The sequence below is a fragment of the Janthinobacterium tructae genome (assembly GCF_006517255.1).
In the GTDB taxonomy this organism is placed as follows: domain Bacteria; phylum Pseudomonadota; class Gammaproteobacteria; order Burkholderiales; family Burkholderiaceae_D; genus Janthinobacterium; species Janthinobacterium tructae.
On the sequence record NZ_CP041185.1, the window covers coordinates 1,512,879 to 1,530,416 of the forward strand.

Annotated in this window: 12 protein-coding genes and 1 pseudogene; 6 read left to right on the top strand and 7 right to left on the bottom strand. The window is 55.1% G+C overall.

Annotation, left to right across the window (positions count from 1 at the left end):
* Positions 1-104 precede the first annotated feature (104 nt).
* The 6 genes from FJQ89_RS06715 to FJQ89_RS06740 form a co-directional block, all read right to left on the bottom strand.
* Positions 105-1,340 carry a maltoporin gene (locus tag FJQ89_RS06715; protein ID WP_243136449.1) on the bottom strand — a complete coding sequence of 412 codons (1,236 nt, stop codon included), beginning with the start codon at positions 1,338-1,340 and terminating at the stop codon, positions 105-107.
* Between the two features lie 258 nt (positions 1,341-1,598).
* The gene (locus tag FJQ89_RS06720; RefSeq protein ID WP_141169577.1) at positions 1,599-2,729 is read right to left on the bottom strand and encodes an ABC transporter ATP-binding protein; all 1,131 of its coding nucleotides are present in this window, start codon (positions 2,727-2,729) and stop codon (positions 1,599-1,601) included.
* A 126-nt stretch (positions 2,730-2,855) separates the two neighbouring features.
* Complete coding sequence (locus FJQ89_RS06725; RefSeq protein WP_243136450.1) at positions 2,856-3,695, bottom strand: carbohydrate ABC transporter permease; 840 nt, start codon at positions 3,693-3,695, stop codon at positions 2,856-2,858.
* 11 nt (positions 3,696-3,706) lie between these two features.
* On the bottom strand, positions 3,707-4,672 hold the full coding sequence (locus FJQ89_RS06730; RefSeq protein WP_141169578.1) for a carbohydrate ABC transporter permease: 966 nt from the start codon (positions 4,670-4,672) through the stop codon (positions 3,707-3,709).
* A gap of 83 nt (positions 4,673-4,755) precedes the next feature.
* Entirely contained in the window at positions 4,756-6,048 is a 1,293-nt protein-coding gene (locus FJQ89_RS06735; RefSeq protein WP_205704582.1) for an ABC transporter substrate-binding protein, read from the bottom strand.
* Positions 6,049-6,450: 402 nt separating this feature from the next.
* Positions 6,451-8,109, bottom strand: a complete 1,659-nt coding sequence (locus FJQ89_RS06740; RefSeq protein ID WP_168208385.1) for a glycoside hydrolase family 13 protein — start codon at positions 8,107-8,109, stop codon at positions 6,451-6,453.
* Positions 8,110-8,931: 822 nt separating this feature from the next.
* On the opposite strand from FJQ89_RS06740, the gene FJQ89_RS06745 reads away from it, so the two are divergent.
* Positions 8,932-9,573, top strand: a complete 642-nt coding sequence (locus FJQ89_RS06745) for a hypothetical protein (protein ID WP_141169580.1) — start codon at positions 8,932-8,934, stop codon at positions 9,571-9,573.
* Between the two features lie 232 nt (positions 9,574-9,805).
* Positions 9,806-10,220: pseudogene (locus FJQ89_RS28700) on the top strand (IS481 family transposase); the annotation flags it as partial.
* Positions 10,221-10,558: 338 nt separating this feature from the next.
* Here FJQ89_RS28700 and FJQ89_RS06755 read toward each other — a convergent pair.
* Positions 10,559-10,879 carry an H-NS histone family protein gene (locus FJQ89_RS06755; protein ID WP_243136452.1) on the bottom strand — a complete coding sequence of 107 codons (321 nt, stop codon included), beginning with the start codon at positions 10,877-10,879 and terminating at the stop codon, positions 10,559-10,561.
* Between the two features lie 266 nt (positions 10,880-11,145).
* On the opposite strand from FJQ89_RS06755, the gene FJQ89_RS06760 reads away from it, so the two are divergent.
* The 4 genes from FJQ89_RS06760 (at position 11,146) to FJQ89_RS06775 (ending at position 17,325) form a co-directional block, all read left to right on the top strand.
* Positions 11,146-12,015, top strand: coding sequence for a site-specific integrase (locus FJQ89_RS06760; RefSeq protein WP_141169581.1), 870 nt, complete (start codon positions 11,146-11,148; stop codon positions 12,013-12,015).
* 142 nt (positions 12,016-12,157) lie between these two features.
* Complete coding sequence (locus FJQ89_RS06765) at positions 12,158-13,561, top strand: recombination directionality factor (protein ID WP_141169582.1); 1,404 nt, start codon at positions 12,158-12,160, stop codon at positions 13,559-13,561.
* A gap of 2 nt (positions 13,562-13,563) precedes the next feature.
* Positions 13,564-14,802 (top strand): metallophosphoesterase family protein, encoded by a 1,239-nt coding sequence (locus FJQ89_RS06770; protein ID WP_141169583.1) that lies wholly within the window; start codon positions 13,564-13,566, stop codon positions 14,800-14,802.
* Positions 14,803-14,907: 105 nt separating this feature from the next.
* The gene (locus FJQ89_RS06775) at positions 14,908-17,325 is read left to right on the top strand and encodes a sbcc family protein (RefSeq protein ID WP_141169584.1); all 2,418 of its coding nucleotides are present in this window, start codon (positions 14,908-14,910) and stop codon (positions 17,323-17,325) included.
* Positions 17,326-17,538: the final 213 nt, after the last annotated feature.

Consider the following 17,538-nt stretch of genomic DNA (forward strand, 5'->3'; position numbering starts at 1 on the left):
GACTTGCGATTGGGTTTGAATGGTCTTGATTTAACCTAATTGCAGAAGGAAATGGACTAGCAAAGGGCTCACCCGCGTTCGGGTGAGCCCTCCTGTCATGTCGATCAGAACCAAACCTCTACTTGGGTAGCGAAACTGATACCTCTCGTGGCGGTGCCAAACACTCCAGTTGAGGACAAGGTGGAACCGGGTGCTGACGCTGCCTGCGCTGCGTGATTCCATTTGGCATAGGTCACGATGGCGCGCAACTCCGGCCGATCCCAGAAGCCCCTGCCTGTGCTTAACACTGGCCCAAATGAAATCTTCGTCAATTCCATCGCGCGGCCAACTTGCTGCGTCAACCGATCATGGCCTATATCCAGGACCAACTTGACGTTGTCAGCCAAAGAATAGGTCGGACGGGTGCCAATTGACGTCCAGGTCGTGCTCCCGCCAGGTTGTTGGTTGCGTTGATAGATGAAGTTCAGCGAGCCGGTGAAATTTGAATCAAGTCTCCATATCAGTTGATCGGCGATACGTGCTTGCGTGGTGGCCGATCCGGCCATGATGCGTCCCACCTGTCCAGGCTTTTGCGCGCCGGCGCCAGCCCCGTACTGTAGCCAAAGCGTGTTGTCGCCTCCGAAAATTTGAGCCTGCTTATGCGCTATCGAAAGAGAATATCCACCCGTCGCATTGGGGAGCATCGAGTTCGCGGTGATGAGGGTCGCATCGAAATTCACAAAGCCATTCGCATTCACCGGCACATCGTGATACAGGAATTGGTGACGTGTCGCCGACGAGCTGCCGGTGACGACCGTCGTGCTACCAGGATCCAGGTTATCGTCGCGCATGAATGCGTAGCTGAATTTCCCTGGCCCTACCGGGATACCATCTATACCGGCACCGACACCATCCATGCCGACCATTTGTGTATCGATCACATGGACATCCGGGCGGTTGTAATAGCGTTTGCCGACCCAGACAGTTCCGCCATGCATGAAGTCCAAGTTTTTGGCTTCCACCATCATTTGGGTCAACCCCCAATTTTTCCCATTACCAACCGAATCGGCAGCATAGTAATTGCTCATTACCGTCGCGACAAAGCTGGTGCCATTAGCGGATCTCGCTAGCTCTTTAGCGTAGCCGAATTCGCCATAGGTGTCGCATTCGTTCCCAAAGCGGTATTTTGGGACGCCGGGCAGGCCGAAGCAGGCCTGTCCACCAACATGTTCCGAATTGGCGCCGACGCCGGCGCGAAAGTAGCCAAAATACTGACCCGTAGTATCATCGGCCCAAACTTGATTCACTGCGAGAAGCATCATAGCTGTGACCGGCAGGATCTTGAAAAAGCACTTATTCACGTCTGTCTCCAAATTATTTTTCTGATGACTATTTAAGGATGCTGAGTACCGCTCCCGGCCTTGCATGGGGTACAACTTAAAAACCTCTGTTCCTGCAACAGCTGTTGAACGCGTTGCAGAACGGCGCTTTAAAAGCGCGCAGGTTCCCAACGGGCAGCACTGCTGCTGCCCGACGTCGGGTACACTCTTCAGCGTTTTTTAGAATATGGCGGTGTCAGGCGCCACTATTTGGAAGGCGGTCTCCGTAGACCGCGCGCATCAGCTCAATGCGGCGGACTGCAAACGCCTGCTCGCGCGGCCATCGGCGTCGAACAAGTGGGCGTTACCGGCCGGTGCGGCCAGACAGATTGGGCTGCCTGCCAAGCCGTGGAAGGTGCCGGCATGTTTGACCACGACGGGTGCGGACATGTCCGGCAGGTCGACATACAGGTAGCTGAGCTCGCCCATATGTTCAACGTGTCGAACCCTACCCTTCAGGTTTCCTGTATCGTCGACCATCAGGTGTTCCGGACGGATGCCAAAACTGACCGGCTCCCCGTGCGCCAAGCCATTCCCGGTCACCTGCGCTGCCAGTCGAGCGCCTCCGGGCAGCGCCAGCGTCACGCCGTCCGAGCCGACCTCCTGTACTGTAGCGGGCAGGAAATTCATGGCTGGTGAGCCGATGAAGCCAGCTACAAAGCGGTTGACCGGATGATGGTATAACTCCAGCGGCGAGCCGACCTGGGCGACGCTGCCATCTTCGACCATTGCACGGCCGGCGTTGAGCAGCACAATCTTATCGGCCAGGGTCATCGCCTCGACCTGGTCGTGAGTGACATAAATCATGCTGGAGGTCCCGATGTCAGTGTGAAGCTTGGCGATTTCCAATCGGGTTTGCACGCGCAGCGCGGCATCGAGGTTCGATAGCGGTTCGTCAAACAAGAAGATTTGCGGCTGGCGCACGATGGCGCGGCCGATGGCCACCCGTTGGCGTTGGCCGCCCGACAATTCTTTGGGCAGGCGCTTAAGCAACGGTTCCAGTTGCAGGATACGAGCCGCTTCACGGACTTTCTTGTCAACCGTATCGCTGCTCGTCTTGAGGACTTTCAGGCCAAACGCCATGTTGTCGTAGACGTTCATGTGCGGATACAGGGCATAGCTCTGAAATACCATCGCCACCCCGCGCTCGGTGGGCGCCTTTTCATTCATGCGCTTACCGCCCAGCAGCAATTCGCCTTCCGATATGTCTTCCAGTCCTGCCACCATGCGCAGCAGAGTCGATTTTCCGCAGCCGGATGGGCCTACAAAAACACAAAACTCGCCTTGCTTGATAGTTAAATTGACATCGCGAATGACATCCGGACTAGCGCCGTAGCGCTTGTGGATACCTTTGAAAATTAAGTCAGCCATGACATTCTTCTTCCTGTAGACCGGGATGAAATCCCAGCAATTTTTCGACGCGACTGGGGAGGCCCAGCCGACTTGCATCCCAGCCAGTTCGCTGTTTTCTTTTTTTCGGGCAGTAATGTTTGATGCCTAGCCCTTCACCGCACCCGATGTCAATCCCGAGACAATTTTCCGCTGAAGGCCCAGCACCATCAGGATCAGAGGTAACGTCACCAGTACCGATGCCGCCATCAGCTTGCCCCAAGGGAGCTCCTGTGAACTGGTGCCACCGCCGATCAGCGAAATTGCCACCGGCACGGTACGCCCGATATCCGTGGTTACAAAAGTGAGCGCAAACAGAAATTCGTTCCAGGCTGCGACAAAGGCGAGCAAACCAGTCGATACCAGCGCCGGCCACAACAGCGGCATGAAGACATCTTTGATGATGCGCCATGAGGTACAACCGTCCATGATGGCCGCTTCTTCCAATTCCTTCGGCAGATCGCGCATAAAGGTTGTCAATACCCAGACCGTGAACGGCAGGGTGAACAACATGTAAGGCAGCACCAACCCCAGAGACTTGTTATACAGACCGAGTGTCTGCATCATTTCATACATGCCCGCCAGCACCGCCACCTGCGGAAACATCGACACCGCCAGGATTGCTAGCAGCAACATGCTGCGCCCACGGAATTTGACACGCCCCAGTGCGAACGCCGCGGTCACTCCCAGAAACAGCGACACCGCCACAACCGACACCGCGACCATGATCGAGTTGAGGATGCTTTGGCCGAAGTTCTGGGTGCCGTCAAAAATTGAAGCGTAGTTCTTGATGCTAAAACCGCTGTCCACCACTTCGGTCACGTCATACAGCGCGCTACCACTCAGGAATGAGGTCAGAATTGCGTAAAACAGGGGAAACAGCGAAAACACCACTATTGCTCCCACCAGCATCCAGAACGCGATGCGCCATCCCAAATTTCTTATCACGATTATTCTCCTTAATCGTTGGCATTACTTCTGCTGAATTTCATATAAATCAACGTGCATAAGGCAATGATCAAAAACAGCACGGTTGAAGCGGCTGACCCCTGGCCTACATAGCCGTTTGCTATCATGCTTTCGCGCACGAAGCCAGACATGCTGATGGTGCTTTCATTGGTGCCGGTCAGGACGTAGATCACATCGAATACCCGCAAAGCATCGAGCAGGCGGAAAATAATGGCGACCATCAGCGCAGGTTTGATCAGCGGCAGGGTGACTTTGAAAAACACCCTGACTGGATGAATACCGTCGACCTGGGCCGCTTCGTAGCAATCCTTGGGCAGCATTTGCAACGCCGCCAATATCAGCAAGGACATGAAGGGTGTCGTTTTCCAGATATCAACCAACAGCACGGCGAACATCGGAAAATCGGTGGTGAAGGCGATTTTGTCGAAATGCATGAATGCCAGCACGGAGTTGATGACCCCATATTGCTGTTGAAGCATCCAGTCCCACATCTTGGCTGACACAATGGTCGGAATTGCCCACGGCACCAGCACTGCTGTGCGCACCAGCCCGCGACCTTTGAACTGAACATTCAGTACCAGTGCCACCACCGTTCCGAACACAGTTTCCAGTGTTACTGAACAGAGTGCGAAAAACAGGGTGTTCTTTATTGCCCCGGCCCAAGCCGGATCGATCAGATTGCCGCGAGTGAAGAACAGGCCGTAGTCGCCGAAATAATTCTCCAGGCCGACAAACTTGACGTCTGCGCCGCTCAGTCGATCGAGGCTAGCGTTCGTCAGGCTGAGCCAAATGCTGCGCCCCAAAGGCTCCACCGCGACTAGTGCCAGAATAATCAACATCGGCGTTAAAAAAATCCAGGCACTGCGAACGCGTTGTTTGGTGAGAGCGCTTTGCCGTATTTTCCCCGGGGCCGCACTGGCGACGTGCTGGGGCATGCTAATTGGTATGGAATTCATGGGATGTCTCCTCCCTTTTTGGATTAAGGTGATCAGACCAATCGAATCACATGGTCTGCTTGATCAAGCTACGTCAGGTTTTCCTACCACTTATCGCCGCGGCGGATATGCGCCAAGTCGCCGCTCAGCTTTTTGACGCTGTCCGTGCCCTTGTTCTTACCTGACAATGTGGCGTAAGCGGCATTCCAGAACGCGCCTGAGGCTTCGTTATATTTTTCGCCGGTAACGGTCGATGGACGCGCCACTGTGTGAGTGAACACTTCATACAGCGATGAGGCGAACGGCACTGCCTTCAGCACCTCAGCATCGCTATACAACTCAGGAATGGTTGGGTTGTATGAGCCCTGGATGGCACGCCGCTTTTGCCCTTCCTTACTGGTCAGGTACAGCAGCAGATCGGCCGCTTCAGCCGGATGCTTCGAATACTTCGAGATTGCCAACGACCAGCCACCAAGGGATGCCGCACTCTGGCCATCAACCCCACCTTTCGGCAAGGCGGCCACACCGACTTTCCCTTTCACCTTGCTGTCGTCTTTTTGCGCCAGCGACCAGGCATAAGGCCAGTTGCGCATGAATATCGAATTGCCGTTCTGAAATACACCGCGCGCTTCTTCCTCGGTGTAGCTCAACACGTTCCTGGGCGAAATTGTGCCGATCCAACTGGCGGCCATATCCAGTGCCTTGACGGCTTGCGGGTTGTCGATAGTGATTTTGCCGTTGCCTTCGATAACACTGCCGCCTTTATAGCTCGACACCCATTCCAACGCATTGCAGGTTAAGCCCTCATAGGTCTTGCCTTGGAATACATAGCCTTGCATTTCCTTGTTGCCAGCTTTGCGCTCAGCGTCCTGGATTTTTTGTGCGGTGGCGCGCATTTCTTCCCAAGTTGCCGGGACTGGCTTCTTATATTTGTCGAGCAGGTCCTTGCGGTAGTACAGTAAGCCCGCATCGATGTACCAAGGCATCGCCAGCAATTTTCCATTGATCGTGTTATTGGCAACGATAGCGGGGAAATGATTTTTTTCACTCCCCTTGGTATATGGCTTCAGGTCCATCAAATGTTGCTTGATCACGCCTGGCCATATGACGTCCACCATGAGGACATCGATTTCGCTCGATTTCGCACCAAATTGTTGACGCAGCAATGCCAACGTGTCGGTGGTGGAATTTGGGGTATTGAACAGCTTTACGGTGTTGCCGGTTTTGGCCGACCATTCATTGATTAACTTTTTAAATATTTCAAAATCCTGTCCTGCCGAGCCGCTGGTAATGGTGATCTCGGCAGCTGCGGCCGTTTCCACGCCACCGACAAACAACAGGGCCGCTACAGCAGCACCGAACACGTGGCGTTTCAATATTTTTTTCAAGGCAATCATCAGGTGTCTCCTTAGGCTTCAGCCTACTGTATTTTTAAATACCCAAGCCGCATCTCTCCTGCGACGCAGGTGAAAACTCTCAGCAAAAAAAATTTAATAAAGCAAAATGGTTAAAAATAAAATCTGAGAATGTTTTTTATAAAAAAGAAATCATACTAATAGTAAAAATTTCGCATTTTGCCCGGCCCGATCTCAGATTGAAGTAATACAAAACCCGACCCACAAAGTAAGAAAATAACGAGAGAAATTACGCTTTTGCATGACATAGATGATAGCCACCAAGGCGGCGCCTCTCAATCTGAATCACTGCAACAAAACCGCAAAACATACTAAAAAACCCGGGTAGCCATCTACAGCCCATCGCAGCTCTTCGCGCAGACCGGGTTATTGCACAACAACGCTTTACCCGCGCCCTGCGTCACATACATAAGCGATAGCAAACGATTCGTATGGCTGCAGGCTGAGGTGGTCGGTCCAGCTGTCACGCTGGGCATAGTTACTGATCAAGCCTTGCCCGGCAATGCCGTGCAGCATTGCCGGCAGATCCAGTTCGACGTGTTCGCCGGAGAAGTTGTTGACGACAACCAGCTGTTGGCTTCCCAAGCTGCGCCGGTAGGCGAATACCTGCGGGTGCTGCTCCAGCAATGGCAGGTATTGTCCGTAAACCATGACGTCCCAGTGCTTGCGCAGCTCGATCAGCTTCTGGTAGTGGAAGAAGACCGAATCGGGTTGTTCCAACGCGGCCGCGACGTTGATCTCAGGGTAGTTGGGATTCAGCTTTAGCCATGGCGTGCCAGTACTGAAGCCGGCGTTGTGTGTGCTGTTCCAGTGCATTGGGGTGCGTGCATTGTCCCGTCCGTTGGCGTGGATGCCGGCCATCATCGTCTCCGGTGACACGCCGGCGGCCGTGCGTTCGTGGTAGAGGTTGAGCGATTCGATGTCGCGATAGTCGTCGATGGAATCGAAACGTACATTGGTCATGCCTATTTCCTCGCCTTGATAGACGTAGGGGGTGCCCTTGAGAAAATGTAGCGCGGTGGCCAGCATCTTGGCCGACTCGACCCGGTAACGGCCGGGGTCGCCGTATTTGGATACGGCGCGCGGCAGGTCGTGGTTATCCCAGAACAGCGAGTTCCAGCCGGCATCGGCCAGCTCGGTCTGCCACTTACTGATGATCTGCTTGAATTCGATCAGATCGAACGGCCGCGGCTTCCATTTCCCCTCCTTGGTATCGTGGGTCATTGTGATGTGCTCAAACTGGAAGACCATCGACAGTTCCTGGCGCGCCGGGTCGGAATACAGCTTGGCGGTCTCCGGGGTGGCGCTCCAAGTCTCGCCCACCGTCAATACATCGCGTGCCGCCAAGGTCGCTTGGTGCATTTGCTGCAGCAGCGCGTGCAATTGTGAGCCGTTGGCGATAACCTGCTGGTCGACCTGTTTGCCGATGAGATCGATCACATCCATGCGGAAGCCGCCGATGCCCTTGTCCAGCCACCAGTTCATCATACGATGCACCTCTTCCTGCACCAGGGGATTTTCCCAGTTCAGGTCCGGCTGTCGTTTCGAGAACAGATGGAAGTAATATTCACCGCTGGCGGCATCGTATTCCCATGCACTGCCACCAAAAAACGAACGTTGCTGGTCGGGCGGGGAGCCATCGGCGCTTGCATTGCGCCAGATGTAGTAGTCACGGTAGGGGCTATCCTTGGATTTCTTCGCCTCGACGAACCAAGCGTGCTCGTCAGAGGTGTGGTTGACCACAAGATCCATCAGGATACGGATGTCGCGCTTGGCCGCCTCTGCGATCAACTGCTCCATCTCGGCCAAGGTGCCGAATTCAGCGGCGATATCCTGATAGTCGGAGATGTCATAGCCGTTATCGTCCATCGGCGACCGGTACACTGGCGACAGCCAGATCAGGTTGATTCCCAGATGTTGCAGGTAGTCCAGTCTGCTGATGATGCCGGCCAGATCACCGACCCCATCGTGATTGCTGTCTTGAAAACTACGTGGGTAAATTTGATACACGACGGCGTTATGCCACCATTTCTTATCCGACATGATTATCTTTCTCGCTTATTGATTGGCGGCACTGTCTTGCAACGTGCCAAGGGATCGCCATCGGGTGCAAATAGGCAGCCAAGTTGGATCGCACTGTCGCTCCAACACCTAATTGACTGTTCGGCACTAGCGTGGCGGAGTACCCGGCCCCTTGCATTCAAGCTTGCATTTCATTCGGGCAATGATAAAAATCATGGTTTTAGACACGTTCGTTCTCAGGTAACATTTAGCGCCAAACGGTGACAAGCGCGGACGGATAGAGCAAGCAGATACAATGGTTTTGACGGACCGGATTGAAAGATGATAGATGCCACGCAAATCCTACTCAATCCGAATCGCTGCTATAAAACCGTTAAAAATGCTAAAAAACATGGATTTATGGCCGAAAGCCGTCGCCCCCTTCATTCAAAACACCCGCTCTCCTCTGGAGGAGCCGGATCAATCGCAGTACATACGCCATCATCTGAAGGAATTTCTGGAGTGTATGGTTAGCGGCACTCTGCCGTTACACTTAACTGTGCGGCCATAACGCTCAGACGCAGGTGTACTAATGCTGACTTGGCGGAATTGTTGCTTATTTGGGAAAAGTGATAATTGAATAGAAACTAACCAATCTTATTAATTAGCATCGTAAGAATATTCCTACATCTTAATGGAGGCCCAGATGCTAAACATCTTGTCCGCTACGACATTCATGTACTTTGCCACAACGATGGTTCAAGGCGCGGCATTTTCTCAAGAAGTGGAAAGTCGCCGCCAACAATCTTAAGCGGGCCAACTGAGACCTCTGAAGCTGTTGTAGGAACACCATCCCTACTAGGTATGCAGGAGGCTTCGGCCACACAGAATGCTGCGCCAGTTCAACCGCAGTTGGGGGCAACACCGGCAAGTGGTAGCGTAACAAGTGATGCAGGCCATTCAAAGCTATCACCACAAGCAGTGAAAACCGATGTGGCGCGAGACCAGCTATCTATCACCGTCATTAAAAATGCCGGCAAGGGATCGCTAAACATCGCGGAGAGACAGGAAGTTGAGTCAAAAGTGATCGTCTTTTACCGCGAAGTGCAAAAGGACTGTTGGAGCAAGCTCATCGAGCTAAAAACAGAAAGTTCAAGCAGCACAAAGAAACAAGCTTATTTCAATGCAATCGGAGCTTTCGTAGCACTGATAGGCGGGGTCATCGCGTATGCGCCGGCAAAGACTGTATTGATGGGGATCGGCATATCCTCTGCTGGCGGTTCTAATTCTGTGATAGGCGAACTCTCGAATAGAGAGGGCACAAATAAAACACTGTCACAGCAAAACATTGACGACTTAACTGCGCAGTACTCCAGGTCGATTACAGAATATAAGAGCATTGTTAAGGATGAAGACTCGACGGGAGCAAAACGCCTTGACGCACTCATCGATGCACAGTCTGGCTGTATGGGGCTACTGACGGCTATGAAAGCTCGGGGATCATGAAGCTACCGCTTCGTGAATTTCGCTTTTTCTCGTTCAGTGCGCTTACGTTATGCATACGGCCATTGGTCGTTTAGAAGTGATCCAGGAGCTTACCTGGATGTTTAGTTTCGTGTGATCATATTCCTCGTCGTAGCATAGCCCTGTTCCGTGCCAGAGCCGTGCTTGACGAGTTGATCGGCGGTTTTCCACTGAGATCGCCCCACTGGTCGCAGCACATCGCATAAACCAATCCATGATCTCACGCCTTCATCCCCAAGCTCGCGCCACCCCAAATATCCGCCTGGAAATCTAGGACTACGGCCTGTCCGACCGCGAGGCCGCCAAGATTTTCAATATCAGCCGCGCTACGGCCGCCCAGTGACTCAAGCGGGACGATATACAAGACCGTTCACACCGGGCTCTACGCTGCATACCCCGCTTAGCGCGACTCAGGAAGCCATCCTGCGCCAGTCGCTCTATCTGCCACTCGACGACCTGCTGTAATTACTAGGCAATACATGCATTCCGACGTCTCGCGCTCGGGCATTGCCCGGTTGCTCAAACGCGAAGGCAGGGCCCGCCTGGAAGACGTCATTACCAAGGCCGAGGGAGAAACTATCTGGACCAAGAAGACCTTCAAGGACTACGAGCCCGGCTTTGTAGCGGTACCCGAACACTAAAGATCTGGTTGTGCTGAATTGAGACGTGCCTATTACGGCTGCAGTTGGTGGCCAACTATGCAGCCCGTCACTTTGAGCATCGATAGTGCTTGAAACACTACATTTAGTAGGCCGCGAGAAAAAGTGTCAAAAATTACGGGGTTGAGACCGTTGGAATTGCCGACAAACACTACATCTAGTAGGTCGCAGTGAAGAAAAACTGCAATTTCTAATCGTCCAACTCAGCGCGCCCGATACCTCGTTCAGTATTTTCAAATCCGCTGAGCAATCGCTGGTCAGTTCTTACGGCCTACTGAGGAGGCTGCATAGTCGCCATCCTCACAACTTTAAATACGGATTCCATCAAGGGTTTGATGCGCCTCTAACCATGATTTTACCCACAGCGGCTGGCGGCCTCGACCGCTCCACTGCTGCTCTCGATTGTCAGGGTTGCGATACAGAGCAGCCACAACTTTTTTCTCTCCCTTTGCTGCATTTTTTGGTACGCCTGCGATCAACTGGGTCAGCGGCACGCCGACCCGCTGTGCAATCGCCAGCATTTCCGCACGGGCTCTTTCCAGCTCGTCTTTTTGTCGGGTCTTGATTTCTTGAATTGCTTGCGCTTCGAGCTTTTTTAACTCGGCCAGTGATAATGATGAGATATCCATACGAATTCCTTGAAAGTAGGACAAATTTTGGGTGACACCTATATGTGACTTGAGCACGCATGCCAAGTGAAAGCCATTCTAAAACAATTCATACATGCTTTTGCAATCTTCTTTCTCCTTGTACCATCGAAACACCTTGTTTAAAGGGGTAATTTCGACTGGAGCTATGCAACTGGCCCGACAACAATAGTGGAAATCACCGTTGCCACTAAAGCCGAAATATGGAACCACGATACCCTTCTTTGGCATCGACCTGGCTTCGGGCCATGCTTCAAGGACAGACCTATGACCGGATCGCAGAGCAGTTTCGTGTCACTAAGTCGACGGTGTCCAAATCGGTTACCGATTTAGCGCGAGATCTACAATCCGTTGTAGGTGTGATCGGCATCGACGAAGACAGTGCCCCCACCGCCCACGTGATCCGAGCGCATGCACAAGATTACCTAGAGGCATTGGAACATTTCGTGCCGCTGGCGAAACCTGCGGCCACAACCTCACCTCCGATCATTGCCCATACGCACATTGAGCGGCTGGTGCTGCACACGGCACGGCATAGTCGCTGCAAACAGCGCGATATCGCCCTTCTCCTCATGCTTATCCATACCGGGGCACGTCCGAATGAGATCGCCAGGATGACCGTTGCCGACTACATCGATGCATCGGGCCAGCGCCGCTCACCACTATATCTGCCAGCGCATGCCGCGGCGAATGGCATAGCACGTCCGCTTCTGCTTCGCGATGCAACAGCGTTGTACTGGCTCGACGCGTATTTGGCGTGGCGTCTGGCTGCTGGATATGGTGTCAGCGATCCGAGCGAATATCGAGGACTCCAGGGTGAAAGTAGCCTATTTCTCAGACGGACCGGTGAGTCGTTTAGTTCGTCATCAACGAAAGCCACTGCCGAAAAAGGGTTACATGATGTCCTGCAGCGTATCTTCCGCTACGCCAATCAGCCTGGTCTGGGCGTGCTGGGCGCGCGCCGTTCTGTGGCGCATCGGTTGCAAACCGAGGGCTGCACACATGAGGAGATTGCGTTTTATCTCGGGACGCGGACCGGTAGCGTGCGTCGTCTGTTGTCGAAGAGTACCCAGAAGCCATCACATTCGCGTATGGCGTCCCTACCTTTCCGCACCTGAACGCATTCAGTCTTGCCGTTGGCTGGACCAACTACGTGCGTTCGCGCCACGGGAAAAAGTCTGGACGAGGATAACGGGGTTGACTCACTAATGGTCGATGAGAGGATGGTTCATAGCTCATTTTCACGTAAAGGAGACCATCATGGACAAGGAAATCGTCAATCGCTCGCTTGCGCAAGGCGCTCCGCCAACGGTCCTGGGTGAACGGCCGGCCCGCATTCCCACTGGCGGCACTATCCGCGCCGGCATCAAAGTGCTGACCAAGGCGGCAGCGAGCAATCCGCAAGCGAAAGCGATCTACGAGCAGGGGCTGGCCTCAAACTGTTCGTTTGAGGAGATCGGACAAAAGATTGCCGAGGCATTCCCGGATATCAAGACACCGCTGGTTCCCAAAAATGTGGCGTGGTTCACCGTGCGGCCCAATGACTTTCCCAACCCGGCCCTGGCAGCGCAGATTTTGGCGGCCTTTGGCGAGGATCGCGGCGACGGCGTCATCCGGCTGTATCGTTTTCCGGTTATTTTCCCGGCCGACACCTGGCAATTGGTCATGCCACATGAACTGGCCGCCTGGGCACGCAATGACAAGCGCTACTGGAGCGAATATGCGTCGGATGGCCATACGCGCTACTGCAAAATGTATGCGCCCGTCCGTTTTGATGAGCGCAGCCAACGCGTGGTTCGCACCTTTGGCGGGCGCCCAGTGCAGCTACGACCAGAAAACAATGGCGTCTGCGATCCAGAAAACTGCCCGGAATTTCAGAACCGGCAATGCAACCTGACCGGGAAGTTCATTTTCTACATTCCCGGCATTGCCTCGATCGATGCTTTCGTCCTGCACACGAACAGTTTTTATGCCATGAGCCGCGCCATCGAGCGCTTTGAAACCATCTCGTTCATGCGCGGTGGCCGCCTCGCCGGCTTCCTCGATCAGCACCGCACGCCCTTCTATTTCAGTAAAAAGCTACGCGATGTCTCCCATATCGATCCCAAAACCGGGCAATCCGTGCGCAGCGCACACTGGATCATCGAACTGGAAGCACCAATCGATGTCTCTTCCCTCCTGATCCAGCATGACGATGAAAGCGCTTTACACCTGGCCGATCAGGCCGCCCATATCCTGCAGGGGCAAAAGGAACAACAAGACATTGCCTCAGTGCAGCTCCGCCCCGATGAGGCACTTGAGGTGCCACTGGAGCAACCGGCACAGAGTGAAGCATCCATGCAGCAGAAAGCGGCCACTGACGCCACGGCATTGGCGCCACCTCAGCAGGCCAACAACTGCGGCGAAGATGACGCAATCCGCACCCTGTTTGACCTGGCAGCGGCCTATGGTGTAGACCAGGATCAGTTTGGCCTCTTTGCTGACCGCCAGTGGGGAGCGGGCTGGCGACGCAACCCGAACGGCCGTCAACGCGTGCTGGCGGAACTGGAACGCTATCAGAATGATCCGGAAGGCTTCTGTGAAAAGGTCAACGCCCGCCTGCGCGCGTCGGACACGCCGTCATCCCGGCCACGCGCTCCAACAGCGCCAGCCAAGGGAGAATAGAAATGCGCATCGCTCATTTTTCGGATTTGCACTATGCAGTATCGACCTTGCCCGAGGTCGATACGTGCTTCACCTATGCCGTAGACCAGGCAATCGAAAAACAGGCGGAGGTCGCCGTTATTACGGGCGACACCACCGATCATGCCCTGGATGCCCATTCGCCGGCGTTGATGGCGCTCGCGCGCCAGATCCGGCGCCTGGCCGATCATTGCCCAGTCCTGATGCTGCAAGGGACGTTTTCACACGAACCGCCCGGTACGCTGGATCTGTTTTCCCTGCTAGGTGGACGTTATCCCATACACGTGGCCAACCGCTTGCAGCAGGTCATCCTCAACAGCCGGCGTGAATGGATGGCCTCCACACACTCGCGCTTCAATGGCAATGACTGGTGCGACACGGACTGCGCCCTCCTCTGCTCGTGCGTTCCGACCATGAACAAGGCGAATTTGGCTGCCAGTGTCGGTGCGGACCAAGCCGGACAGGCCATGGGGCACTATCTGGCCGACCTCCTGGCCGGCTACGCGCCAGGCAATCTGCTGGCGCGCCAGCGGGGCATACCCACCATCGCGCTCTCCCACGGTACCGTGATTGGCTGTATGACAGAGCATGGGGTGCCGATGGCGGGAATGGACCATGAATTTACCGCAGGGGTACTCTTTCAGGCACAGGCCAATGCATTCATGTTGGGGCATATTCACCTGCATCAGGCGTGGGACCTCAATGGACAGGTGATCGCCTACCCTGGCTCCGTCGGACGCTTGCATTACGGCGAACAAGGCAATAAGGGTTTCCTGATGTGGGAAGTCACCGCCGACAGCGCTAGCTGCGAACTCGTCGCAACGCCGGCTCGCCGCACGCTGGAGCTGGCGTTTGCCGGGGCGCCGGAGATGGATGCACTGCACCAATACGTCGCTAGCCACCCCATCGACGGTGCCTGGGTGCGTATCCGCTGGCAGTGCCTTGAAGAGGAACGCGCCACCATCGACCGCGAAGCGATCACGGCACTGTTTCGTGGCGCGGCAGGCATCAAGCTTGAAGGCCGTGTGATTCCGATCACCCGTGCCAGAGCGGAGGGAATGGCACGCTGCCATCAACTTGAAGAGCAAGTACGTACCTGGGCACACCAGGTCGATAGGCCAGCCGCACCTCTATTGGCTTGTTTGGCCCAGTTAGCTATCCACTCACCCGCCGACATTGCTATGGCTGCGCTGTCAACAGAAACAGTTGCTGGCGACGCTTAGACCAGCGGATGCAATGCTTTGCGAAACGGGGCTGTGCAGCCTTGAGGTGCGCATGCTCTGCCTCATACTAAAGATCAACAGACACTTTGATCAGGAGAGATCACCATGCGCCCCCTTTCCCTCACCTTAACGGGCTTCATCGGCATTCGGGATGGGATGAACAGAGAGACATTGACGCTCGATTTCGAGCGCCTCACGGCCGGCGCCCAGCTGGTGGCCATCGTCGGCCCGAACGGACGCGGCAAAACCACCGTATTAGACAATATGACGCCCTATGCGACCATGCCGTCCAAGGCAGGGGCTGACGGCCTTGGCAACTTTTCCTACTATGACGAGGTGTATTTGCCGCTCAACCGCAAGGAACTCCTGTGGGAAATGTGGGGACAGCGATACCGCACCCAGATCATCATTCGCCTCAACGGCAAACGCAGAAGCGAGGCCTACCTGCACCAGCTCTGCGCTGACACATGGCAGCCAGTGCAACTCCCAGACGGTACCGTGTCCGATGGCCGGATGGAGTCGTACCAACGCTGCGTCGAGGATATCGTCGGACCAGCCGCCACTTTTTTTTCTACGGCATTTTCAGCACAAAACAGGCGCCAACTGGCCCATTACCGCAACGCGGAAATCAAAGTACTATTGGCTGACCTGCTTGGACTGGAGCGCGTGCGTACAAAGGGTCTACAGGCTGCGGAGACGGCGAAACTGCTGCGCTGCGGGCTTTGCGGATTGCAGCAGGAGCGGCGCCTACTACAGCAACAGATCGATGATCATCACGCGCTTTCACGGCAATTGGCCATGCCCGACGGTGCGCTGGATACCCTACAATGCCGTAGGCAGGCAGCACTGGCAGCGCTGGATGAGGCCAAAAACTACCTGGCAACACTCAAGGCGAAACAAGCCGTCGCTGCAACCTACGTGAACCAGCGCCAGCAGCTTAATCAAACACTTCAGTATCTGAGCGATCGCGTGCTGGCAGCCAATCAGCAGATGGACGAGCGCGAACATGACCTCATCGCGGCTCGCGAGTCCATGACCCAACACATCCTGCAACGGCGGCAAACCCATGCACAGGAGCATCAGGCGGCAACACGCAGGCATGCGAGGCTGCTGTTGCTCACCGCCGATCACCTGCGCGTGACCCGCGCCGTTCGGCGGCTGCCGATCCTGGCCCGCCTCGTGGAATACCGCAGCAATCAGGCCGCAACCTGCCGCCAATCCCATGATCGGTATATGCAGGTAACATCACAGCGTGCGCTGGCCCTGCAAAAGATCGATGGGATCAACAGAGAAATCGGTGAGGCGGTGTGTCAAACCCGAGCATTGCACCAGCGCCTCTCGCTCACCTCACTCGTTCCCTGCGCGGGAACCGCGCTACAGGGACAATGCCAGCTCCTCGAACACGCCCGTTCAGCACGCCCCATCATTCCACAGTACGAACACTCCCTGCGCCGACTGGAACACGCACGGCGCCAGCAAGCCGAGGTGCTGTCGCAGCTGGACGCGCACATTGCTGCGATGCCGGCCACGGCAGAACGTTTACTAAGGGCAGAGCGCCGCCTGGATCGAACTCGCGCAAAATGCTCAGTCAATCAACAGGTCGCTGCACGCGCCGGCGAGATCGAACAGGCACGCACCAGCATCGATGACGTGACGCAGCGCATTCACCTGCTCGCGCAGACAGTCGACGACGAAACAGAAGTCGAAAAGCAGGAAAAAGCACGCATCGACAGGGAATTGGCAGCTATTACAGGCGAGCGCGCCCGGGTCGCACGGAGTGCGGGCCTGGAACGCGAGTGTATCGAACAGCAACTCTCCGCTCTTCCGATGCCGTTCGATCCGCTTCGCCTCGTGCAGGCCGATCAGGAAATCGCTCACTTCATGGACCAGTTCGCAGATTGCGAAGCACAACTGCACGAAGCGACCGGGCGGCAGCACCGCCTTATTGAACTTCAACGCCAGCTGCTGGGGCAACGTCAAACGCTGGCATTGCTGGATGCCCGGATCGCTCATATTGAAGAGCAGACAACAATCTGGTCTCTGTTCGCCACATGCCTGGGGAACGACGGGGTCATCGCCCTGGCCATCGACGACGCGGGGCCCGCCCTGTCCATGCTCACGAATGATTTATTGATGGCGTGCTATGGGCCACGCTTTACGGTATCGATTCGCACGCTGCTCGAATCGGTCAAAGGACAATCCAGGGAAGGATTTGACGTCATCGTGCACGACGCCAACACCGGCTTCGCCAAGAGCGCTTCCAAGATGAGCGGAGGCGAACGCGTCTGGATCAACGAATGCCTCACGCGCGCCATGGCCTTGTATCTGGCCCAGTCCAACTGCCGGCGCAGCGAAACGCTTTTCTCGGACGAAGCAGATGGCGCCTTTGATGCCGAACATAAACGCATGTTCCTTGCCATGAAGCGACAGGTCATACAACTGGGTGGCTATCAACAAGAGTTTTTTATCTCACACACGCCAGAGCTGGCCGCATTGGCTGACGCCACCATCGATCTCCTCTAGTCTCTTGCCTGCACACCGGGCACCATCACGCCGCCCGGCAACCAGCCTGCCAGCGTGGTTTCATTTTCAAGAAATACGGCATCTCACCGGCAGGCAATTCTTGTGCAACGCCTACTGCCAATCGCCGTCAACTCTCACGCCCACTCGACTTCACTGCACTAGAATACGTCGGGAAATTTTACAGCTCGGCGTTTTATTCGTCTCACAACTATA